We start from the raw sequence: 18,299 nt of genomic DNA, 5'->3' as shown, positions 1-18,299 counted from the left end.
CCCCGATTTTGGCACCTTCTGATTCAACTTTGCCAAGGTTTGCCCGGTAAGCAGTTACTTTGTAGACCGTTTTTCTACGGGTCTCATTACGTGCAATTAATTCCTGTTATCTCCCCTTCCTCTATGCCTACTTTTCCCCATGTAGCCCGCCACGCTGTGGCTTTCCTGGCCCTGAGCCTCTGCACCGCCAGCATTGCCCTGGCCCAGCCGACTGGCAAAGCCGCCAAGGGCCGCAAGCGCTACACGTTTGCCCAGAAAGACGCCGTGTCGCCCTACGTGCAGAACGTGACCAAAAACACCGACGAAGAGCAGGACGTCGACGGCTCGTTTACCCGCCTTGGCTACCGCTCCTACACCGACATGCTCACCGAAGTGGAAGCCCTGCGCAAGCTGAAAGACTGGGCCGACAGCACCTACCAGCGCCGGGTAACGGCCATTCCTCCCGGGGGTGCATTGTTCATCACCATCCACCGCCAGGGCCCTTCCAGCGCCGAGCTTTCCAACCTCACCCTGACCGTCACTTCCAAAGATGGCAAAGAGGTGTTTGCCCAAACCCTGGCGCCCGGCAGTGGCCGTTTCTTCGGCCGCGACCTCTACCAGGCCCAGCGCATGATTCCCTTCCCCAAGATGGATGCCCAGGAACTCAACGTGAGCATCCGCGACGCCAAGCTCTACCAAACCTTCGACTACGTGCTGACGCTGCCCGCGGCGCAGTAATCCTTTGCTTTGGAGCTGGCGCACTCACGCCTGCATACGCGGTGGCATCTGCCTGTCTATAAGGGCAGTACTGTGTCGTTAATGGGCCTTCGCACGCTGCAAAAGCCAAGCTTCAAACATTATCAGGTTTGAATATTTGCTAATATAATACGAATTAAAAACTAATTTTATTAGCAATTACACCAACTCTATTTCTTATCTTTGGTATACCGCACGGTAGTCTCCCGCCAAAGCGACGTCTGTAAAAAGACGAAGCCCCGGCTGCTGGACACAACCGGGGCTTCAAGAAGTGGGTGGAACGTACACCCTTACTTCTTAGCAAGATGAAGCGGGAACGTGCGAAACAACTACTGCAAGATTGGTGGAAACCGATTTTGCTGGGGTTTGCGAGCGGAGTGGCGAAGGACATCATCCTTCTGTTGCTCGCTCACTACCTCAAGTAGTGGTAAGGGGTTGGGCCGAGTGCCTGGCCCCTTATTTTTTTATGCGCTTATTACTTCTACAAATGTAGAAAAGTTTTCTTCACTTTGGTGCTGGCTTGGCGATGACACGCCACTGCTTTTGCTTCGCCAACCGCCTCCGGCACCACGCCACCCCTACCCAGCTCCTGCTCTCCGGCAGCGGGGCTTCCTACACCTGCATGAAGCGCAAAGCAGCTCTCGTTTTCATGGCATTGCTGCTGGGCCTGATGGTGGCTTTTAGCTGGCCAACCTACCACTACCCCGCCCCGGCCGAGCTGTACCGCAAAGCGCACTACCTCGAACGCGTCATTCGCACGCCCGAAGGCGACGCGTCGGAATTGACGGCGCTGGGCAACGCCGAATGGGCGCTGTTTTCCCTGTCTTACTCGGTGTATGCCTTCACCAACATGGCGCAGCTCGACGCTGGTTTTCGGGGCGAAGCCGCGCAATACACCCAGTTGGCCATCGCGAAAATGCTGTCCGGCAGCATCGCCCAAGCCTTTCGCAATCCGGCTGCCGCCACCGCAGCCGACTCGGTCACCTCCGTGCTTTACCTGGGGCACCTCAACCTGATGCTGGGCTGCCACCGCCTGCTCGACCCCGCCTCGCCGTTCCACGCCCTGCACGATTCTCTTTCCGCCACGCTGCACCGCCGGCTGGCCGCCGCGCCCAACCACTGCCTGGAGTCCTACCCCGAAGGCGTGTGGGTGCCCGACAACACGGTGGCCCTGGCCTCGCTCCAGTTGCACAGCGACCTCACGGGCAGCCCTTACCGCGCCTTTTGCCAGCAGTGGGTCGCCTACGCCCGTCAGCACCTCGCCGACTCCGCCACCGGCTTGTTGCTCTCCCGGCCGGCTACGCGCCACCACGCCGCCGAGGAGCCGCGCGGCTCCCATTTGGGTTGGAGCATTTTCTTTCTCTACCGCTTTGCCCCCGCCTACGCCGCCGAGCAATACCGGCTTTACCAGCAGCACTTCAGCACCAACTTTGGCGTGCTGCGGCTGTACCACGAGCGAGCCGGCTCCTACGAAACCAGTGAAGGCGACGTCGACAGCGGCCCCCTGATTCTGGGCTACAGCATCCCGGCCAACGCCTTTGCTTTCGGCAACGCCGTGGCCCTGCGCGACTGGCGCAACGCCCTGCGCCTGCGCCGGGTCGTCTCCTTCGGCAGCCGCACCATCGAAACCGCCGACGAATTGCACTACGGGGTCCGCTTCGTTGATTTATCCGTCAGCCCGCTGGCTGAGGCACTCCTGCTGCACGCCGAGACCATGACGCCCTGGAGGCTTTCACAAACTGCAATACCCGGGGGCATTGCAACAAAAAACTAGCCCCGCGGCCACTACAAGACCAGCACCGTCTTAGCGTCCCGCAGCGGCTCAGCCAGCAGCGCATGATTCCCCTTCCCAAAACGGACGCCCAGGAACTGAACGTCAGCATGCGCGACGCCAAGCGCCACCAGACGTTTGATTACATTCTGACGCCACCCGCCGCGCATTAGCTACTTAGTAGGGACCCCGGTATGAATTTGGCCACTTTGGGGGGCTTGCAGTGCTGCGGAAGGCATTATTTTAACTTGACGGTCTTGCCCTTTTTGGCGGAAAGCCGGGCGGCATCCAGAATTTCTACCACCAGCATGTTATTGGCCAGGGAGTTCAACCCATAGGGCGTTTCGGTGATTTCTTTTCGGATGACGGCCGCAAAAAAAGAGAACGGGTCGTTGTAGGGGGCGCGTCGCTCCTCCAGACGCTGCGCGGTTTCCGTGAACCCGTCGTACCCTTCGGCTATCCGCAGCCGCAGGTTGCTCCGGTTATCGGCAAAAATGGCGCCCTTCGTCCCATACACCTCTAGGTCCTTCCGGCCAATGGGCCAGTTCCACGACGCTTGAATGGTGGTTTTGGCCTGGTCGTAGGTCAACAGAATCGTGGCCTCGTCGTCCACGCGCGGGTTGTTTTCGGGCTGGAACTGCTGGGTAACCGCTGTGACGGCCACTGGCTTTTGGCCTTGCATCAGCCACGTGGAGATGTTGGCCCCGTAGCAGCCGAAATCGGTAATAGCCCCGCCGCCGTTTTGGACCGGGTCGGTCAGCCAGGCGAGAAACTCCGGGTTGACTCCTATTTTTTTTGGCCCCCGGTGGCCGTCACGCACGATGAGCTGACTGATTTTCCCGATGCTGTCCTGCTGCACTAGCTCGTTGGTTTTGTGTACGGTGGGGTACCAAGTGGTTTCGTAGTTGGTGAGCAACTCGATGCGGTGTTTGGTGGCCAGCGCCTCCATTTTGCGCGCGTGCTTCATGTTCACCGCCAGGGGCTTTTCCACCATGACGTGAATGCCCCGCGGGGCGCATTTCTCCACAATTTCCAAATGCTCGTAAATGGTCCCAAAGGCGGCAACGGCTTCGGGCCGGGCTTTGGCAATCATTTCTTCCACAGTGGCATACACCAGTTCCATGGCGAAGCCGTGCTGCTGGGCGTAGCGGCGCGCCAGGTCCGTGTTCGTCTCCACAATGCCCACGATGAGTATTTTATCGTCCTTGGGCCGGCCCAGTATCCCGTGCACGTGGGTGTGGGTCAGCCCAATTACCCCAACCCGCAGGGGCTGCCGCTGGCCGTAAGCAGTGGCACTGAGTAGCGACAGCAGCAAGGCGAGAAGCAGGGGATTTTTCATATAGGTTGTGGTGTGGGCAGGCGCGTTCTGGCGCAAGCGGGCGGGGTATAGCGCATCAGTATCAACAAGTGCGGGGCCGTTGCCGAGACAGAGTCCTCGACTGTGGCGAGCGACTGTTCGCGCAAGTTCGGCCAATTGCTGCTCAACCCCACTGCTCCGCGCTTTGGCAAGAGTTGAAAGTGACCATCCGCGACGCCAAACGCTACCAAACTTTTGCTTGTACGCTGACGCTACCGGCGGCGCAGTGGGTTCGGGTGGAAGCTTTAGTTATGGTTGGCTCACTTTAAGGAGAAGCATACAAAGCCTCTTGCGCAAGTATCTAGCGCGGCTGGTTATGGCTGGATTGGTCGAACGCTACGCCCTCGGGGCCGCGCCTGCCTACGGATTACCTACTTTACCCCCGCAGCCGCACCCACTGCACGGCAATTACCGTCTTGGCGTCCCGCAGCGGCTCGGCGAGCAGCGCATCCCATGTGAAGTCCACCATCTCGATGTTCTCGTTTTCTTCGGCCAGCCCGCCGCCTTCGCCGGTTTTTTGGCTCACCTCGGCGTAGTACACGGTGATTTCTTCGGAGCTGGTGCCCGGCGAAGGCCACATGCACACGATTTGCTCCAGCTTGTCTACTTCGTAGCCCAGCTCCTCCTGAATCTCGCGGCGCACGGCGGTTTCGGGGGCTTCGCCGCCGTCTATCATGCCGGCGGCAATCTCCAGAATGTCGGCTTCGGGGCCGATGCGAAACTGGCGGGTGAGGACGTATACCTGCCGAGCGGTATCGTAGACCAGCGCGGCCACGGCCTTGCCGGGCGCGAATTGCTCCCGCTTGAGCTGCGTGTCCCCGTCCTGCACAAGGAGCTGGTTGACTTTGTAATGGCCGTCGAAAACGCGGCTGCGCTCGATAATTTGCATGAGGAAGAAAGTTTAAGGCGAAGGGTGGCTCGCCTACAATAACGGATAAATGCTCAGGAAGTCGCGCTCGGCAGGCTTGGCTCCGTCCCGGTAATCAGCCCCAAAACACCCGCCAAGGGTTCAAAGCCAGTAATTTCGGTGACGTGAGGTAGCGGCCGGCCGGCGCCAAAACGATTGAGCCACACCGGGCGGATGCGACTGGCCGAGGCCCCCAACACGTCGGCCTGCCAGTTGTCGCCCACCAGCACGGCTTGTTCGGGCTGGGCCTGCAGGCGCTGCAAGGCCGCCTCAAAAATGCGCGGGTTGGGCTTGGCCGCGCCCACTTCTTCCGAGGTGATGAGCGCGTCCACAAAGGGCGTCATCCCCAAGTATTCGAGCTTTTCGATTTGTTCGGTGGTGCGGTTATTCGTCACTACGCCAATGCGGTAGTGCGGCTTCAGCGCCCGCAGCAGCTCCAGGGCGCCTTTCACCGGCTGGCGCAAGCGCGGGTAGTGCCGTTGGCTGGCTTGGGCGAAGGCCGCTACGTCGGCCGCCGTGGCCGCCGGCCAAAACGGCTCCAGCAACCCTTCAAATCGCAAGCGTCGGGCTTCTTCGTAGGTGCAGGTCCCCGCCAAAAACCGGGCGTGGTAGTCTTCCAGTAGCTCGCTGTAGCGCTGGTAGAAGGCTTCGAAGTCGAGTCCTGAATAAAATGGTAGCGCCACGGCGCTCACGCGCAAGGTTGCCCGGGCCGTGGCCACGTGGTCAAACAGCGTGTCGTCCAAATCGAACAGGACCGTGGTTATGCGACTGATTGGCGGCGTTTTATCCGATTGCATCGGTGCGAAGGGCTCCTTACTTATCGAGTATTCCGGCACAAACTTCGGGCACGCCGCCCACGCTTTTGCCTTTTTTCGGCACTTGTTTCACCGCACCCAAGGCGTCGCGGCCGGGCGGGCCCGTTGCGGCAGGTTGGCCTGAACGTGTTGGGCGCTGTTGGATGTTGTACCTTTGCAATCACCAGGGCCGCCGTCGGAGCAGCCCGCTGCCCGGCCGTGCCGGGCAAAGCCCCGCGCCTCGGCTGCCTCCGCAAAGTAAGCGCACCTCACCCCCCTTCTCTTCATTCAGGGAATCTGACGGCCTCCGACGAGCCGCTCACCCCCGCCCACGCCCGCAAGCTCCGGTGTGGTCATGCCCGCCTATGTGAACACATTAGGCTCAACTAACCAGCGCGCGGCTCCTTGTCCGTCAGCGCCATACCAAACACCCAGTACCCAACACCCCACATGACGTTTGACGATTTAAACCTGATTGACCCCATCCTCAAAGCCCTCAAAGAGGAAGGTTATACCACCCCCACCCCCATCCAAGAGCAAGCCATTCCGCACGTGCTCGAGGGCAAAGACCTGCTGGGCGTGGCCCAAACCGGCACCGGCAAAACGGCGGCCTTCACCGTGCCCATTCTGCAGGTACTGCACCGCACGGCCCAGGTTTCCAACCACGCCCCGCGCGCCATTCGCTGCCTCGTGCTCACGCCGACGCGCGAGCTGGCCATCCAAATCAACGAAAGCTTCGGCGCCTACGGCCGCCACCTGAGCCAGATTCGTCACACCGTTATTTTCGGCGGCGTGGGCCAAAACCCGCAGGTTGCGCAGCTCAAGCGCGGCGTGGAAGTGCTCATCGCCACCCCGGGCCGCCTGCTCGACCTCATGAACCAGGGCTTCGTGGACCTGCGCCAAATCGAAGTATTCGTGCTCGACGAAGCCGACCGCATGCTCGACATGGGCTTCATCAACGACATCAAGCGCATCCTGCCCAAGCTGCCCACCAAGCGCCAGACCCTGTTTTTCTCGGCCACCATGCCGGGCCAAATTCAGGAACTGGCCAGCACCATCCTGCGCCCCAACCCAGTGCGCGTGGCCGTGACGCCCGTGAGCAGCACCGCCGACACGGTGACGCAGTCGGTGTTCCTGGTTGAAAACAACGACAAGCCTGCCCTGCTGCGCCACATTCTGCAGGACAAAGGCATCAAGCGCGTGTTGGTGTTCACCCGCACCAAGCACGGCGCCGACAAAGTGGTGAAGGCCCTGGCCGCCAACCAGATTCCGGCCGAAGCCATCCACGGCAACAAGTCGCAGAACCACCGCCAGCGCGCCCTGTCCAACTTCAAGGCCGGCAGCACCCGCGTGCTGGTGGCCACCGACATCGCTGCCCGCGGCATCGACGTGGACGAGCTGACGCACGTCATCAACTACGAAATCCCGAACGAGCCCGAGACCTACGTGCACCGCATTGGCCGCACGGGCCGGGCCGGCGCTTTCGGTACCGCGTTTTCCTTCGTGGAAGAAGAGGAACGCGCCTATTTGCAGGACATCCAGAAGCTCATCAGCCGTCAAATTGACGTGGAAGCGGAGCACCCGTTTGTGTCGGGCCGCATCAAGCCCGTCATGCTGCACGGCAACGAGCGCATCATTCGGCCCAAAGGCCCGGCGGGTCGCCCGGCACGCTCCGGCCCCCGCGAAGGCGGGAACGGCGGCGGTCGTTCCGGCGGTGGCCAGAGCAGCGGCCGCTCCGGTGGTCAGGGCAGCGGCAGCGGCCGCCCCAGCGGTGAGCGCAGCCGTCCGGCTTCGCCCGCCGGCAATGGTCAGTCGGACACCTCGCGCCGCTTCGGCAGCGGCGGTGCCCGCGTGAACGTAGGCGGCAACCGCGAAGGCGGCGACCTGGGCGGGCGCCGTCGGGGCGACGCCGGCGGTTCGCGCCGCGGCTCGTTTTAACGGCGCAGCACGCTAGCGTAGTTAAGTGCAAGAGTTAAGCCTTGTAAAAAGCAACGGGCCCCGGAAAACTTTTTCCGGGGCCCGTTGCTTTTTACAGCAGATTGCTTGCTCTCTCCGCAAATAATTTCTCTCCTCTTATGGCTCAGCCCACGCTTCCCGTTATCCAAGCCTTGCGCGACACGGCCCAGCGCCTCGCCACCCAAGCGCCCTACCAGTGGGGCCACATGGGCAGTTGCAATTGCGGCCACCTCGCCCAAACCGTGACGCGCCTCACCAAGGCCGAAATCCACGCCCGCGCCATGCAGCGCTACGGCGACTGGGAGCGGCAGCTCATCGACTACTGCCCCACCAGCGGCCTGCCCATCGACCAAACCATTGACGAGATGCTGGCCCTGGGCTTCTCCCGCGCCGACCTTACCCACTTAGAGAAAATTTCCGACCCGGCCATTCGGGCGGCCATTCCTTTTGAGCGCCGCAACGCCCTGCGCCACAACCAGCGCGACGACGTGGTGCTCTACCTGCACACTTGGGCCAACCTGCTGGAGCGTGACTTGCTCGCGGGCATCACCTTGCCCAACTTCGACACCGCTCCTGTGCCAGTGCCTGCATTTGCCGAGGCCGTGCCTGTTGCCTAGCCGTTCGGGCAGACTGCTCTGCGTACGCGCCTTCCGTTAACCAACACCTCAACAATCAAAAAAAGCCTCCGCCCAAATTTGGGCGGAGGCTTTTTTTGATACCTACCTAAATGATGCCCTCTTCAAGGAGCCAATCTTCTTTATTGGTTGCGGGTGACGTTAGAACGCTGGGCTTCGCGGTACCCCTCGGTCCGGTGCGCGCGTTTGTAGGCCGCGTCGGCGTCGGGGTCTTTTTCAGCGTCGGGTGGCGGCGTGCATGAGGCAGTCAGGAACATTGCCGCGGCGGCGGCCAACCAAAGATTCGTGCGGGTCAGTTTCATGTTGCGAAGGTAACCCAGCGCCGCCAAACGAACAACCAAGCCACTCAAAACTGGGCTCCCATTTGGGCTGCTCCACCTACTTGACCCAGGGCGTTCAAGCGGGCTTTGTCAAAGCCCACAGATTTACAATTGGTAACTGCGACGTTACCGGCTCTTGTTCGCTACAGTGCCGGCCAACCCCAAACCGCTCCCGCCCTGCGGCCCTGCCCTGACTTAACGGCTGACCTAAAGTGCATCCTCCGTTCCATCATCTTGGGTTGTCGCCGCGCTCAGTTGGTTAGCAGATGGGTTCGACAGCGGCTTTGCATCTATTGAACTTACCAGTGCGTCAGCCCTGTCAATGACATTAGCAACCACGCTCACGCAACCACTGTAACATAGCAGGAACAACTTTTGACTTATAGCTAATGCGGTTGTCTACCAATAGCAGTTCGAAACGTTAAAACTCTTGCCATTACACTCAATCTATTGCTTTTATTAGTAGACACATTATTATTGATTAACAGCGCTTTATATAACAAAAATCCTTACTTATTTCATCTCAATAGAACCACCTAGTAAACTTAGTACTAGTCGAAATTAAGTATATGAATTATCAGGAGCAAACAGCGCATTAGTTAGCCGTCCCAAATCTCAATCGGGCTCATTATGGGAAGCATGACAAATGGTATTACCACGCGACGCAAGGCGACTATTCCTTTCTGTTTCAAAATGACTGCTGCCCGCGCGTAGCTCCGAGCAGAAGGCTTTAGCGCTTGCCTTGCTGCCGGGTGTTTTGCCCCAGTTGATTGCTTATAGCAGGCGCTATAAGCACCGTGACCCAAGCCCCATTCTACTGGCTTGGCCGCTACTCAGGCTGATAGTCGGCGAACGAACCGTCTTGATAGAAAATCACAATTCGACGAATGTGCTTCTTGGTCCCGGAGATGAAAGCGGCCGCGGCGGCATTGCCATCGGCAGCAACCGCGCTTGAAGACGCGCCTACCGGTGGTGCCGGCGTAGGAGCCGCTTGCTGCTCCACGGGTTGATGCTCTACTGGCGTGGGCGAAGCTGGAGCAGTAACAACGGGCTGGGCTGTGGCCGCGGGCGCCTGGACGACAGCCTGGGCTTTAGGAGTTGCTGCCGAAAAGCGCTTCAACGCAGGTCTGGGTGCCGCTGGGGCGGCTTTTGGTGCAGGAGCAGATTTCGGTTTTCCAGCATCCGCAGGTAGTTGAGGCGCTACCGTTTCAGAAGCAATTACCTGTGAACCAATCGTTAGTGGAATGGGCGCAAGAACCGGCACCGGCACGCTCTGAGTTTCAGGAACGGGCGCTGCGGGCGCAGCTGGCTGCGTTTGGGCCGCGGGGGCCGTGGCCAGCATAGGTTCGGTTCCATTGAGAAGCCAGGGCATCGATAGGTCCGGCATGGCGGCCAGAATGCGCTGCACTACTTCCAAGCTCGGCTTATTGCGGCCCGACAGTATGTGGCTCACAATAGGACGTGCAACGCCAATGGCGTCCGCAAACTGTGTAGGAGTCAGCTGCCGTACCTCCAGCAGCATCCGAATACGCTCGACCATGACATTTATCTATAATTACAAATGTAGTCAATCGAAAGATGCTTCTGCCGTAAGGGTGAATTTTACATGTTTATAAATGATATCAATCCTACTTTCCTATCAGTTACATATGTAACAAAACATCAAAAGTATACTTGTCTCGGCTAGTTACAATTGTTATTAAACGTATTCTGTACGGCAGGAACCCAACGCACGAAGCCCGCCCACCAATTGGTGAACGGGCTTCGTGCGTTGGGTTCCTTGAAGCTTCAGATTAGTGAATCAACTCAGCAGGGGGCGGCTGATTTCCTCAGCATTTAGTCCACTAGTCGAAGTACTCGCGGGCCAGTTCTTTGTCGAGGCCGTAGATGTCGTCGCGGAAGTGGGGGTGGCCGGTAGCGTCAGCCCAGGCAGTGAAATACACCAGGTAAACCGGCAGCTTGTCCTTCACGGGGACGTACTTCTCCCGCCGCGTGGCAATGGAGTCAAGGATGGTTTGCTGGTCCCAGCCTGGCTTGTTGCGCAGGAGGTAAGTCGCCAATTTGATGGGCTCTTTCACCCGCACACAGCCGTGGCTGAAGCTGCGATTGGTCTGCGAAAACAGCTCGTCGTGGGGCGTGTCGTGCAGGTAGATGTCGTTCGAATTGGGGAAAATAAACTTCACGTCCCCCAAATCGTTCTTCGGTCCGGGCCGGCGGCGCAGGGTGTATTTGAAGGTTTCCTGGGTTATGTTGGCCCAGTCTACGGTGCTTGGGTCGATGACTTCGGCCTTGCGGCCCGAGCCTTTCACCACCTCCATGTCGAGCCGGTCGAGGTAATACGGGTCGGCGACGAGCTTGTCGCGAAGCTCGTTTTCGATGATGCTGAACGGCACGTTCCAGTACGGCGACAGCACCACATACTCCAGCTTGTCGCTGAAAACGGGGGTTTCGTGCAGCACCTTGCCCACGATGACTGGCATGGTAAACACCTCCTTGTTGGCCTCCACCACGTGCAGCGTGTACTCCGGGATGTTCACCAACAGGTAGTCGGGTTCGAAGCGTTTGGGCAGCCAGCGCCAGCGCTCCATGTTCAGAATGAGCTGGTCGATGCGGGAGCCAATCGGCACGTTGAGCTGGCGCAGGGTTTCGCCGGCCACCACCCCGTCGGGCTTGAGGCCGGCGTCTTGCTGGAACTGCTTCACGGCGGCCACCAACTCGGCGTCATACATTTGGGACACCGGGGCCGGAGTAGTGCCGGCGCCAGCGCCAGTCGACACATTTTGCACCGGCAGGGCATTGGCGTCGGCACCACCGGCGCTATCGAGCAAGCGCTTGCGCAAGAGCTCTACGGCTGGAGAAGAGTCGCCGGGCTTGAGCTTGGTGCCGGCCGGCAAGGTGGCCCAACCGCCCGCCCGCTCCCGGGCCCGGTAGGCAGCCAGGGCCTTCCGGAGCTGGTCGTACTCGGGGTGGAGGGGGGCAAACTCGTAGTAGTTGTAGCGGCTTTTGCGCTCGCCCAGGAAGGTGAGCAGGGCTTTGTGCAGCTTGATTTTATTGGGCTTGACCTGCCACGTCGTGCTCTTTTTGTCGCGCGGGTTGGCCACGCCCCGGTAGTAGTCGGAGGCCCACTTCATGTAGGTGCCGGTGAGGGCCACGTCAATCTGCCGCTCCAGCGCCGTGCGGCGCGCCGAATCGGGCCGGGCCTTATCCAGCTCGGCAAACATAGTCTTAAAGTCCTTAACCTGGTAGTCTTTAGGGTCCAGGCCTTCATCCTGGGCTTTAGCAATAATGCCTTGGAGAGTTTCGACCTGGGGCACCGGCTTGTGGTCCTTGAACCAGCCTAGTCGGAATTGTCGCTCGCGGTAAAAGCGCCGCGCCGCCAGCAAGTGCGGCTTGAAGTTGGGGTCGGCCCGGATGGTGTTGATGACGTAGGTGCTATCGATGAGGGGCTGGGGGCCCAGCTCGGCCACCGCGGCCGATGAGCCGCCCTCGCCCGACTGGCTATTGTTGGAGCCACAGGACTGGAGCGTGGCGCCCGCGAGCACGGCCACCAGCAACACCCACAGCAGGGAAGTAAAACGAATCAGAAGGGACATTGCGAAAGGTAAAGCGAACGGAAAAGACCTCGGGCGACCGCCGGAAGCCGGGCGTTGTACTGCCAAGCGGAAGGTGGGGTTGCGCGGGGCCGCCCGCGGGCAGTCCGGTTACAAAGTAAGCCATTCCGTGGCATAGGCCGTTCGGGGCCGGGCCGGAATCGTGCCAACTTCGTTTTCCCGGAAGTTGTTCCGACAGCTAATGCCCAAAACAACAGCGCCAAGCTCGGCAACATTTCGTCGTGGAGGCACACCTTTCGTTGCGGGTGGCCCACGGGCTTCGCGCCGCCCGGCTACGTAAAGCTTGTGCTTATGGTAATGCTTGTAAACGCAAGGGCAACCTTTCGGCATTCTTCCAACTTTTGCATACCTCAACTTTCACGCACCATGCAGCCGCCTACTTCCTCGCCCTCCCCTGTGCCCGTTATGTCGCCCCTCGACCCGCACAGCTTCGCCGGGGCCAGCCCGGTGCGGGTGCGGCACCTAGTGCTCGACCTCTCGGTTGACTTCGACAGCCGGACCCTGGCAGGAACGGCTACCTGGCACCTGGCCAACCCCGGGGCCGGGGCCGAAGCGGTATTCGACACCCGGGACTTGAGCATTGAAGCCGTGGAAGCGCTGACCGAAACCGGCCAGGCCGCCCCCGCTGGTTTTTCGGTGGGCGCCCCGGACGCCATTCTGGGGCAAGCGCTGCGCGTGGCGCTGGGGCCGCAAACCGTGGCCCTGCGCATTCACTACCGCACGGCGCCCACCGCCGCGGCCCTGCAATGGCTGAAGCCAGCCCAGACGGCCGGAACCCAGCCCTTCCTCTTCACGCAGTCGCAGGCCATCCTGGCGCGCACCTGGCTGCCGTGCCAAGACTCGCCCGGCATTCGCTTCACCTACGAGGCCACCGTGCGCGTGCCCGCTCACCTACTGGCGCTCATGAGCGCCGAGAACCCCCAGCAGCTAGACCCGGGCGGCGAGTACCGCTTCCGAATGGCGCAGCCCATCCCGGCCTACCTCATGGCCCTGGCCGTGGGCGACCTGCGCTTTGCGCCCCTCAGCGAGCGCACGGGGATTTATGCCGAGCCCGCTACCCTGCCCAAAGCCACCCACGAATTTGCCGACCTGGAAAAAATGGTAACCGCGGCCGAGCAGCTGTACGGTCCTTACCGCTGGGAACGGTACGACTTGCTGGTCCTGCCACCCAGCTTCCCCTTTGGCGGAATGGAAAACCCTAGATTAACATTTGTAACGCCAACCATTCTAGCCGGCGACCGCAGCTTAACCAGTTTGGTGGCCCACGAGCTCGCCCATTCGTGGTCGGGTAATTTAGTTACAAATGGAACGTGGAATGATTTCTGGCTGAACGAGGGCTTTACCGTTTATTTCGAGCGGCGCATCATGGAACATTTGTATGGGCGCGAATACGCCGACATGCTCCAGGTACTGGGCCGCAGTGCGCTGCACCACACCATCGAAGAAATCGGCATAGCCAGCCCAGACACGCACCTGCACCTCGCCTTGGCCGGCCGCGACCCCGACGAAGGCCTGACCGAAATTGCCTACGAAAAGGGCTGCGCGCTTTTGCTCACCCTGGAATCCCTGGTGGGGCGGCCGCGGCTCGACGCCTTTATTAAGGAGTACTTCGCCCGGTTCAGTTTTCAAGCCATGGACACGGCCAGCTTTCTGCACTACCTCCGCGCCGAACTCCTGAACCGGGAGCCGGGCTTGGAAGCCAAGCTGAACCTGGCGGCGTGGGTCGAAGGGCCAGGCCTGCCCTCCAACGCGCCGGCCGTGAGCTCGCGCCGGTTCGGTGCCGTGGCCCATGCACTGGTGCAGCTGCGGCAAGGCGCGGCGGCGCAAGAGCTGCGGCCCGCCACTACGGAATGGAGCAGCCACGAATGGGTGCATTTCCTGCACGGCCTCCCGCCTACCCTGCCGCAGGAGCAACTGGCGGAGCTGGACGCGGCGTTTCTGTTATCGGCTTCCGGCAATGCCGAAATTCTCGCCGCCTGGTTTCCGGCCACCATCCGGGCGGGCTACGCGGCGGCCACGCCCGCGCTGGAGAATTTTCTGCGGCACGTGGGCCGGCGCAAATTTTTGGTACCCCTCTACCGGGCTCTGCTCGCGACGCCCGATGGGCTGGCCCGGGCCCGGGCTATCTATGCCGAAGCGCGCCCCAATTACCACTCCGTGGCCACCGGCACGCTCGATACTTTGCTAAACGCACGCACATAAGCCCACCCGGCCCGAACTTTGCGTGCGGTTTTGGCACCAATCGGTCGTTTAGAGCCTTTCCCCCGCATTTTCCAATTACTTATATCCGCTATCCGTTGAAAAACATCACACCTCTTGGCAAACTCATTGCCGTAGGCGGCAACGAAGACAAGGGCACCTACCCCAACCCCCGCACCCGTCGCAAGTATTACCTCAACTTTTTTGAGCTCGGCATTCTCAAGCGCATCGTCCTCGAAACCGGCAAGCTCGACCCGCGCATCGAAGTCATCACCACCGCTTCCATGATTCCGCAGGAGGTGGGCCCGATTTACACGGGTTCCTTCGCCATGCTCAACTGCCTGAACGTGGGCGTGATGGACATTCGCACGCCCGAAGACGCCCGCCAGCCGGAATACCTCGAGCGCCTGCTTGCCGCCGACGTCATCATGTTTTCGGGCGGCAACCAGTCCCGGCTGCGCGAAATGTTCGGCGAAACCGACTTCCTCGACCGGATGCTGCAGCGGTACTACGCCGAGCCCAACTTCGTGATTGCCGGCACCAGCGCCGGCGCCATGGCCATGTCGCAACACATGATTCGGGGCGGCTCGGTGCCCGACGCGCTGCTGAAAGGTGCCGTGAAAATGGGCAACGGCCTGGGCTTGCTGCCCGCCGCCATCGTCGACTCGCACTTCGTGAAGCGCGGCCGGTTTGGGCGGCTCATCGAGTCGGTGGCCTTGCACCCCAAGCTCATCGGCATTGGGTTGGGCGAAGACACCGGCGTGCTCATCACCGAAGGCAATTTGGTGGAAACCATTGGCTCTAACCTGGTTATCATCCTGGACGGGCACAACATTCAGCACAACAACGCCGCGGCCGCCCGCAAGGGCACGGTACTTTCCATCGAAAACGTAACCATGCACGTGCTGGCCAAAGGCAACGTGTACGACATGCGCGAGCGCAAATTCTACGTCAGCAAAGACGCGCTGGCCCAGCACACCCCGCACGGCCTGGCCGCCGCAGCTTCTCCGGTGGCGTAGCAGTTTTCGCCGTTTCCATCAAAAAAAGCCCGCTCATTTACCCGCTCATTTAGTTAATGAGCGGGCTTTTTTTGTTCTTCGGGGTCTGCTTACGTATCTCTATCCGGCAACGACCTGTTAGCAAGAGGCGAGTTGCTGCCCTTCCACCCTCACTTTCACCAAACACCACCGATGAATTACCGCAAGCTTGGCAAAACTGGCTTTTCTATTTCTGAAATCAGCCTGGGCACCTGGCAAGTGGGCGGCCGCTGGGGCGAGCCGTTCAGCCACTCAACCGCCGACAACATCCTCAACGCCGCCGCCGACGCCGGCATCAACTTCATCGACACGGCCGACGTGTACGGCGACGGCGAAAGCGAAAAAGCCGTCGGCCGCCTCGTCCGGTCGCGCTCCGAGCGCATTTTCGTGGCCACCAAGTGTGGGCGCCGCCTGCAGCCCCACACGGCCGACGCCTATCAGCCCGCCGTGCTCCGCCAGTTTGTGGAAGACAGCCTGCGCAACATGCAGCTCGACGCCCTCGACCTGATTCAGCTGCACTGCCCACCCACCGACGTCTACTACCGCTCCGAGATTTTTGAGCTGTTTGATAGGCTGCGCGAGGAAGGCAAAATCCTGCACCTGGGCGTAAGCGTCGAGAAAGTGGAAGAAGGCCTGAAGGCCATTGAATTCCCGAACGTAACCACGGTGCAGTTGATTTTCAACATGTTCCGCCAGCGTCCGCCGGAGCTACTCTTCAAGGAAGCGGCCCGACGCGACGTTGGCCTCATTGTGCGGGTGCCCCTGGCCAGTGGCCTGCTCACGGGCAAATTCTCGCCCCAAACCCACTTCGCGGCCGACGACCACCGCAACTTCAACCGCAACGGCGAGGCCTTCGACAAAGGCGAAACCTTCTCCGGCGTGGACTACAACACCGGCCTGGAAGCCGTTGAAGAATTAAAAAAGGTGTTACCCAACAACGCCCCGCTCGCCGCCGAAGCCTTGCGCTGGATTCTAATGTTCGACGAGGTGAGCTGCGTTATTCCCGGCGCCTCCAGCCCCGAGCAGATTCTCTCGAACCTGCAAGCCGCCGAGCTGCCGCCGCTGACCGCGGAACAAATGCAAGCCGTGCGCGACGTGTACGAACGCAAAATCAAGCCGCTCGTGCACTACACCTGGTAGCAAAGCCTTTTGAAATTTAAAAGGCCGTCACGCTGAGCAGAGTCGAAGCGTGACGGCCTTTTTAGAGTTCTTGGCGTTTCTAATTTGGGAGCTTCTGCAACGCCTACTCCTTATAAATAGCCACCACGGGCTCCTCCCCTTCGCGGCGGCTGGCCCGGTACATGCCTTCTGAGTTGAAGGGCAACGTAAGGTTGCCCTCGGCGTCCACGGCAATCAGGCCACCTTCGCCCTTGGCGGCCACCAATTTTTCCTGCACCACCACGCGGGCGGCTTCTTCCAAGGACAAACCTTTGTACTCCACTAGGCAGGCCACGTCGTAGGCCGCCACGGCCCGGATGAAATACTCGCCGTCGCCGGTGCAGCTGATGGCGCAGCGCTCGTCGGCCCAGGTGCCGGCCCCGATGAGGGGGCTGTCGCCGATGCGCGAGTATTTCTTGGCGGTCATGCCGCCGGTGCTGGTGGCGGCGGCTAAGTGGCCCTGCGAATCGAGGGCCACGGCGCCGACGGTGCCTTTTTTCCGGTGCGGGTCGGGCGCGTGGTCGAGTTGGCTTTTGCCCGATTTCAGGGCGTCCTGCAACTGGTCGTAGCGCTTCTGGGTGAAAAAATACTCTACTGGCTGCAGCGGCAGGCCGTGCTCGCGGGCCAGGTCGTCGGCGCCGGGGTAGCCCAGCAGCACGTGGTCGGTTTTTTCCATCACGAGGCGGGCCAGGGTGATGGGGTTTTGCACCTCCCGCGCCCCGGCAATGGCGCCGGCCAACCGGTTGTGGCCGGTCATGACGGCGGCGTCGAGTTCGTGGTGACCGTCGTGCGTGAACACGGCGCCGCGGCCTGCGTTGAACAGCGGACAATCTTCGAGGCTACGCACGGCGGCCTCCACGGCATCCAGGGCCGCGCCGCCTTTTTGCAGCACCTCGTAGCCGGCATCCAGGGCGGCTTCCAGCCCTTGGCGGTACTCTGCTTCCTGCTCGGGCGTGAGCGAAGCTCGGGCAATGGTGCCGGCTCCGCCGTGAATGGCAATGGCATACATACTAATAGGAGTAAATTGTGAGAAAAAAGTGGCCAAATGGGCCCGCGAAGGTAGGTTGAGGGAACGGCCAGATGGCCGCTAGTGTTTTTTTTCGTAGGTTTGATGTTCAAGTTTTCTAATTCCAAAACACCCCATTTTTATGGCATACGACGTAACCGGCCGGCTGCACGAAATATTTGACGAACAACAGGTAAGCGAAAAATTTCGCAAGCGCGAGTTCGTGCTGGAAGTCCAGGACGGCCAGTATCCCGAGCATATTAAGTTTCAGATGGTTCAGGACAAAACCAGCCTCATCGACCCCTACAAAATGGGCGACGAGGTAAAGGTGACCTTCAACCTCCGCGGCCGCGGTTTCAACAAGAACGGCCAGATGATTTACTTCACCAACCTGGAAGCGTGGAAGATTGAGCCCGCCGCGGCCGGTGGCAGCGGCGGCGGCAGCTACGGCGGCGGTCAGCAAGCAGCTCCGCGTCCGGCGGCTCAAAACCAGAACCCGACCTTGCGCGCGCAGCCCTCGGCGGCGCCCATCGCCAGCGACGACGACAACGACCTGCCCTTCTAAGGCTAGTTTCGCGCTGAATGGCACGAGTACCCTGAATTTTCAATTCGGGACGCCCGAACGTAATCTGTTCAACGTCCCGAATTAAAAATTCGGGGTACTCGTATTACTCGCTCCCCTCTAAAAAATGCCGCATCTGAGTTTCAGATGCGGCATTTTTTATGTCCAATTTTCGTATTGAAACGGATGGATTTACATAAACTTATTGCACAGGGCGAGGGCGAGGAGTTGGAATTCAAGCAGAAAACCAC

General features: G+C 60.3%; 15 protein-coding genes. 8 read left to right on the top strand and 7 right to left on the bottom strand.

What is annotated here, in order from left to right; all coding sequences use genetic code 11:
- Nucleotides 1–123: 123 nt before the first annotated feature.
- Complete coding sequence (locus VF629_RS01645; protein ID WP_331056699.1) at nucleotides 124–717, top strand: hypothetical protein; 594 nt, start codon at nucleotides 124–126, stop codon at nucleotides 715–717.
- A gap of 544 nt (nucleotides 718–1,261) precedes the next feature.
- A complete protein-coding gene (locus VF629_RS01640) occupies nucleotides 1,262–2,509 on the top strand; it encodes a hypothetical protein (protein ID WP_331056698.1) in 1,248 nt (415 codons plus the stop codon).
- Nucleotides 2,510–2,744: 235 nt separating this feature from the next.
- Here the strand turns inward: VF629_RS01640 and VF629_RS01635 are convergent, their stop codons facing one another.
- The 3 genes from VF629_RS01635 to VF629_RS01625 all read right to left on the bottom strand — a co-directional run bounded on the left by VF629_RS01635 (nucleotide 2,745) and on the right by VF629_RS01625 (nucleotide 5,567).
- Complete coding sequence (locus VF629_RS01635; protein WP_331056697.1) at nucleotides 2,745–3,845, bottom strand: Gfo/Idh/MocA family oxidoreductase; 1,101 nt, start codon at nucleotides 3,843–3,845, stop codon at nucleotides 2,745–2,747.
- A 394-nt stretch (nucleotides 3,846–4,239) separates the two neighbouring features.
- Nucleotides 4,240–4,752 (bottom strand): NUDIX hydrolase, encoded by a 513-nt coding sequence (locus tag VF629_RS01630; RefSeq protein WP_331056696.1) that lies wholly within the window; start codon nucleotides 4,750–4,752, stop codon nucleotides 4,240–4,242.
- Nucleotides 4,753–4,805: 53 nt separating this feature from the next.
- Nucleotides 4,806–5,567: an HAD family hydrolase gene (locus VF629_RS01625; RefSeq protein ID WP_331056695.1), complete on the bottom strand. Its 762-nt coding sequence runs from the start codon at nucleotides 5,565–5,567 to the stop codon at nucleotides 4,806–4,808.
- A 447-nt stretch (nucleotides 5,568–6,014) separates the two neighbouring features.
- Here VF629_RS01625 and VF629_RS01620 point away from each other — a divergent pair, with 447 nt between their 5' ends.
- Nucleotides 6,015–7,502 carry a DEAD/DEAH box helicase gene (locus VF629_RS01620; protein ID WP_331056694.1) on the top strand — a complete coding sequence of 496 codons (1,488 nt, stop codon included), beginning with the start codon at nucleotides 6,015–6,017 and terminating at the stop codon, nucleotides 7,500–7,502.
- Nucleotides 7,503–7,639: 137 nt separating this feature from the next.
- Nucleotides 7,640–8,137, top strand: coding sequence for a hypothetical protein (locus tag VF629_RS01615; protein ID WP_331056693.1), 498 nt, complete (start codon nucleotides 7,640–7,642; stop codon nucleotides 8,135–8,137).
- A gap of 140 nt (nucleotides 8,138–8,277) precedes the next feature.
- On the opposite strand, the gene VF629_RS01610 is transcribed toward VF629_RS01615, so the two are convergent.
- The 3 genes from VF629_RS01610 to VF629_RS01600 all read right to left on the bottom strand — a co-directional run bounded on the left by VF629_RS01610 (nucleotide 8,278) and on the right by VF629_RS01600 (nucleotide 12,068).
- Nucleotides 8,278–8,457 carry a hypothetical protein gene (locus tag VF629_RS01610; protein ID WP_331056692.1) on the bottom strand — a complete coding sequence of 60 codons (180 nt, stop codon included), beginning with the start codon at nucleotides 8,455–8,457 and terminating at the stop codon, nucleotides 8,278–8,280.
- Nucleotides 8,458–9,304: 847 nt separating this feature from the next.
- Entirely contained in the window at nucleotides 9,305–10,015 is a 711-nt protein-coding gene (locus VF629_RS01605) for a helix-turn-helix transcriptional regulator (protein ID WP_331056691.1), read from the bottom strand.
- A 304-nt stretch (nucleotides 10,016–10,319) separates the two neighbouring features.
- Nucleotides 10,320–12,068 (bottom strand): L,D-transpeptidase family protein, encoded by a 1,749-nt coding sequence (locus VF629_RS01600; RefSeq protein ID WP_331056690.1) that lies wholly within the window; start codon nucleotides 12,066–12,068, stop codon nucleotides 10,320–10,322.
- Nucleotides 12,069–12,452: 384 nt separating this feature from the next.
- Here VF629_RS01600 and VF629_RS01595 point away from each other — a divergent pair, with 384 nt between their 5' ends.
- The 3 genes from VF629_RS01595 (at nucleotide 12,453) to VF629_RS01585 (ending at nucleotide 16,462) form a co-directional block, all read left to right on the top strand.
- The gene (locus VF629_RS01595) at nucleotides 12,453–14,288 is read left to right on the top strand and encodes a M1 family metallopeptidase (protein ID WP_331056689.1); all 1,836 of its coding nucleotides are present in this window, start codon (nucleotides 12,453–12,455) and stop codon (nucleotides 14,286–14,288) included.
- A gap of 95 nt (nucleotides 14,289–14,383) precedes the next feature.
- The gene (locus VF629_RS01590; RefSeq protein WP_331056688.1) at nucleotides 14,384–15,304 is read left to right on the top strand and encodes a cyanophycinase; all 921 of its coding nucleotides are present in this window, start codon (nucleotides 14,384–14,386) and stop codon (nucleotides 15,302–15,304) included.
- A 171-nt stretch (nucleotides 15,305–15,475) separates the two neighbouring features.
- A complete protein-coding gene (locus VF629_RS01585; RefSeq protein ID WP_331056687.1) occupies nucleotides 15,476–16,462 on the top strand; it encodes an aldo/keto reductase in 987 nt (328 codons plus the stop codon).
- A 103-nt stretch (nucleotides 16,463–16,565) separates the two neighbouring features.
- On the opposite strand, the gene VF629_RS01580 is transcribed toward VF629_RS01585, so the two are convergent.
- Nucleotides 16,566–17,489, bottom strand: coding sequence for an isoaspartyl peptidase/L-asparaginase (locus tag VF629_RS01580; protein ID WP_331056686.1), 924 nt, complete (start codon nucleotides 17,487–17,489; stop codon nucleotides 16,566–16,568).
- A 139-nt stretch (nucleotides 17,490–17,628) separates the two neighbouring features.
- On the opposite strand from VF629_RS01580, the gene VF629_RS01575 reads away from it, so the two are divergent.
- Nucleotides 17,629–18,051, top strand: coding sequence for a DUF3127 domain-containing protein (locus tag VF629_RS01575; protein WP_331056685.1), 423 nt, complete (start codon nucleotides 17,629–17,631; stop codon nucleotides 18,049–18,051).
- The last annotated feature ends 248 nt before the right edge of the window (nucleotides 18,052–18,299 follow it).

This window comes from Hymenobacter sp. (genome assembly GCF_036388155.1).
Lineage (GTDB): Bacteria > Bacteroidota > Bacteroidia > Cytophagales > Hymenobacteraceae > Hymenobacter.
Note: the sequence above shows the minus strand (reverse complement) of the source record. Positions and strands in the feature narration are given on the sequence as shown.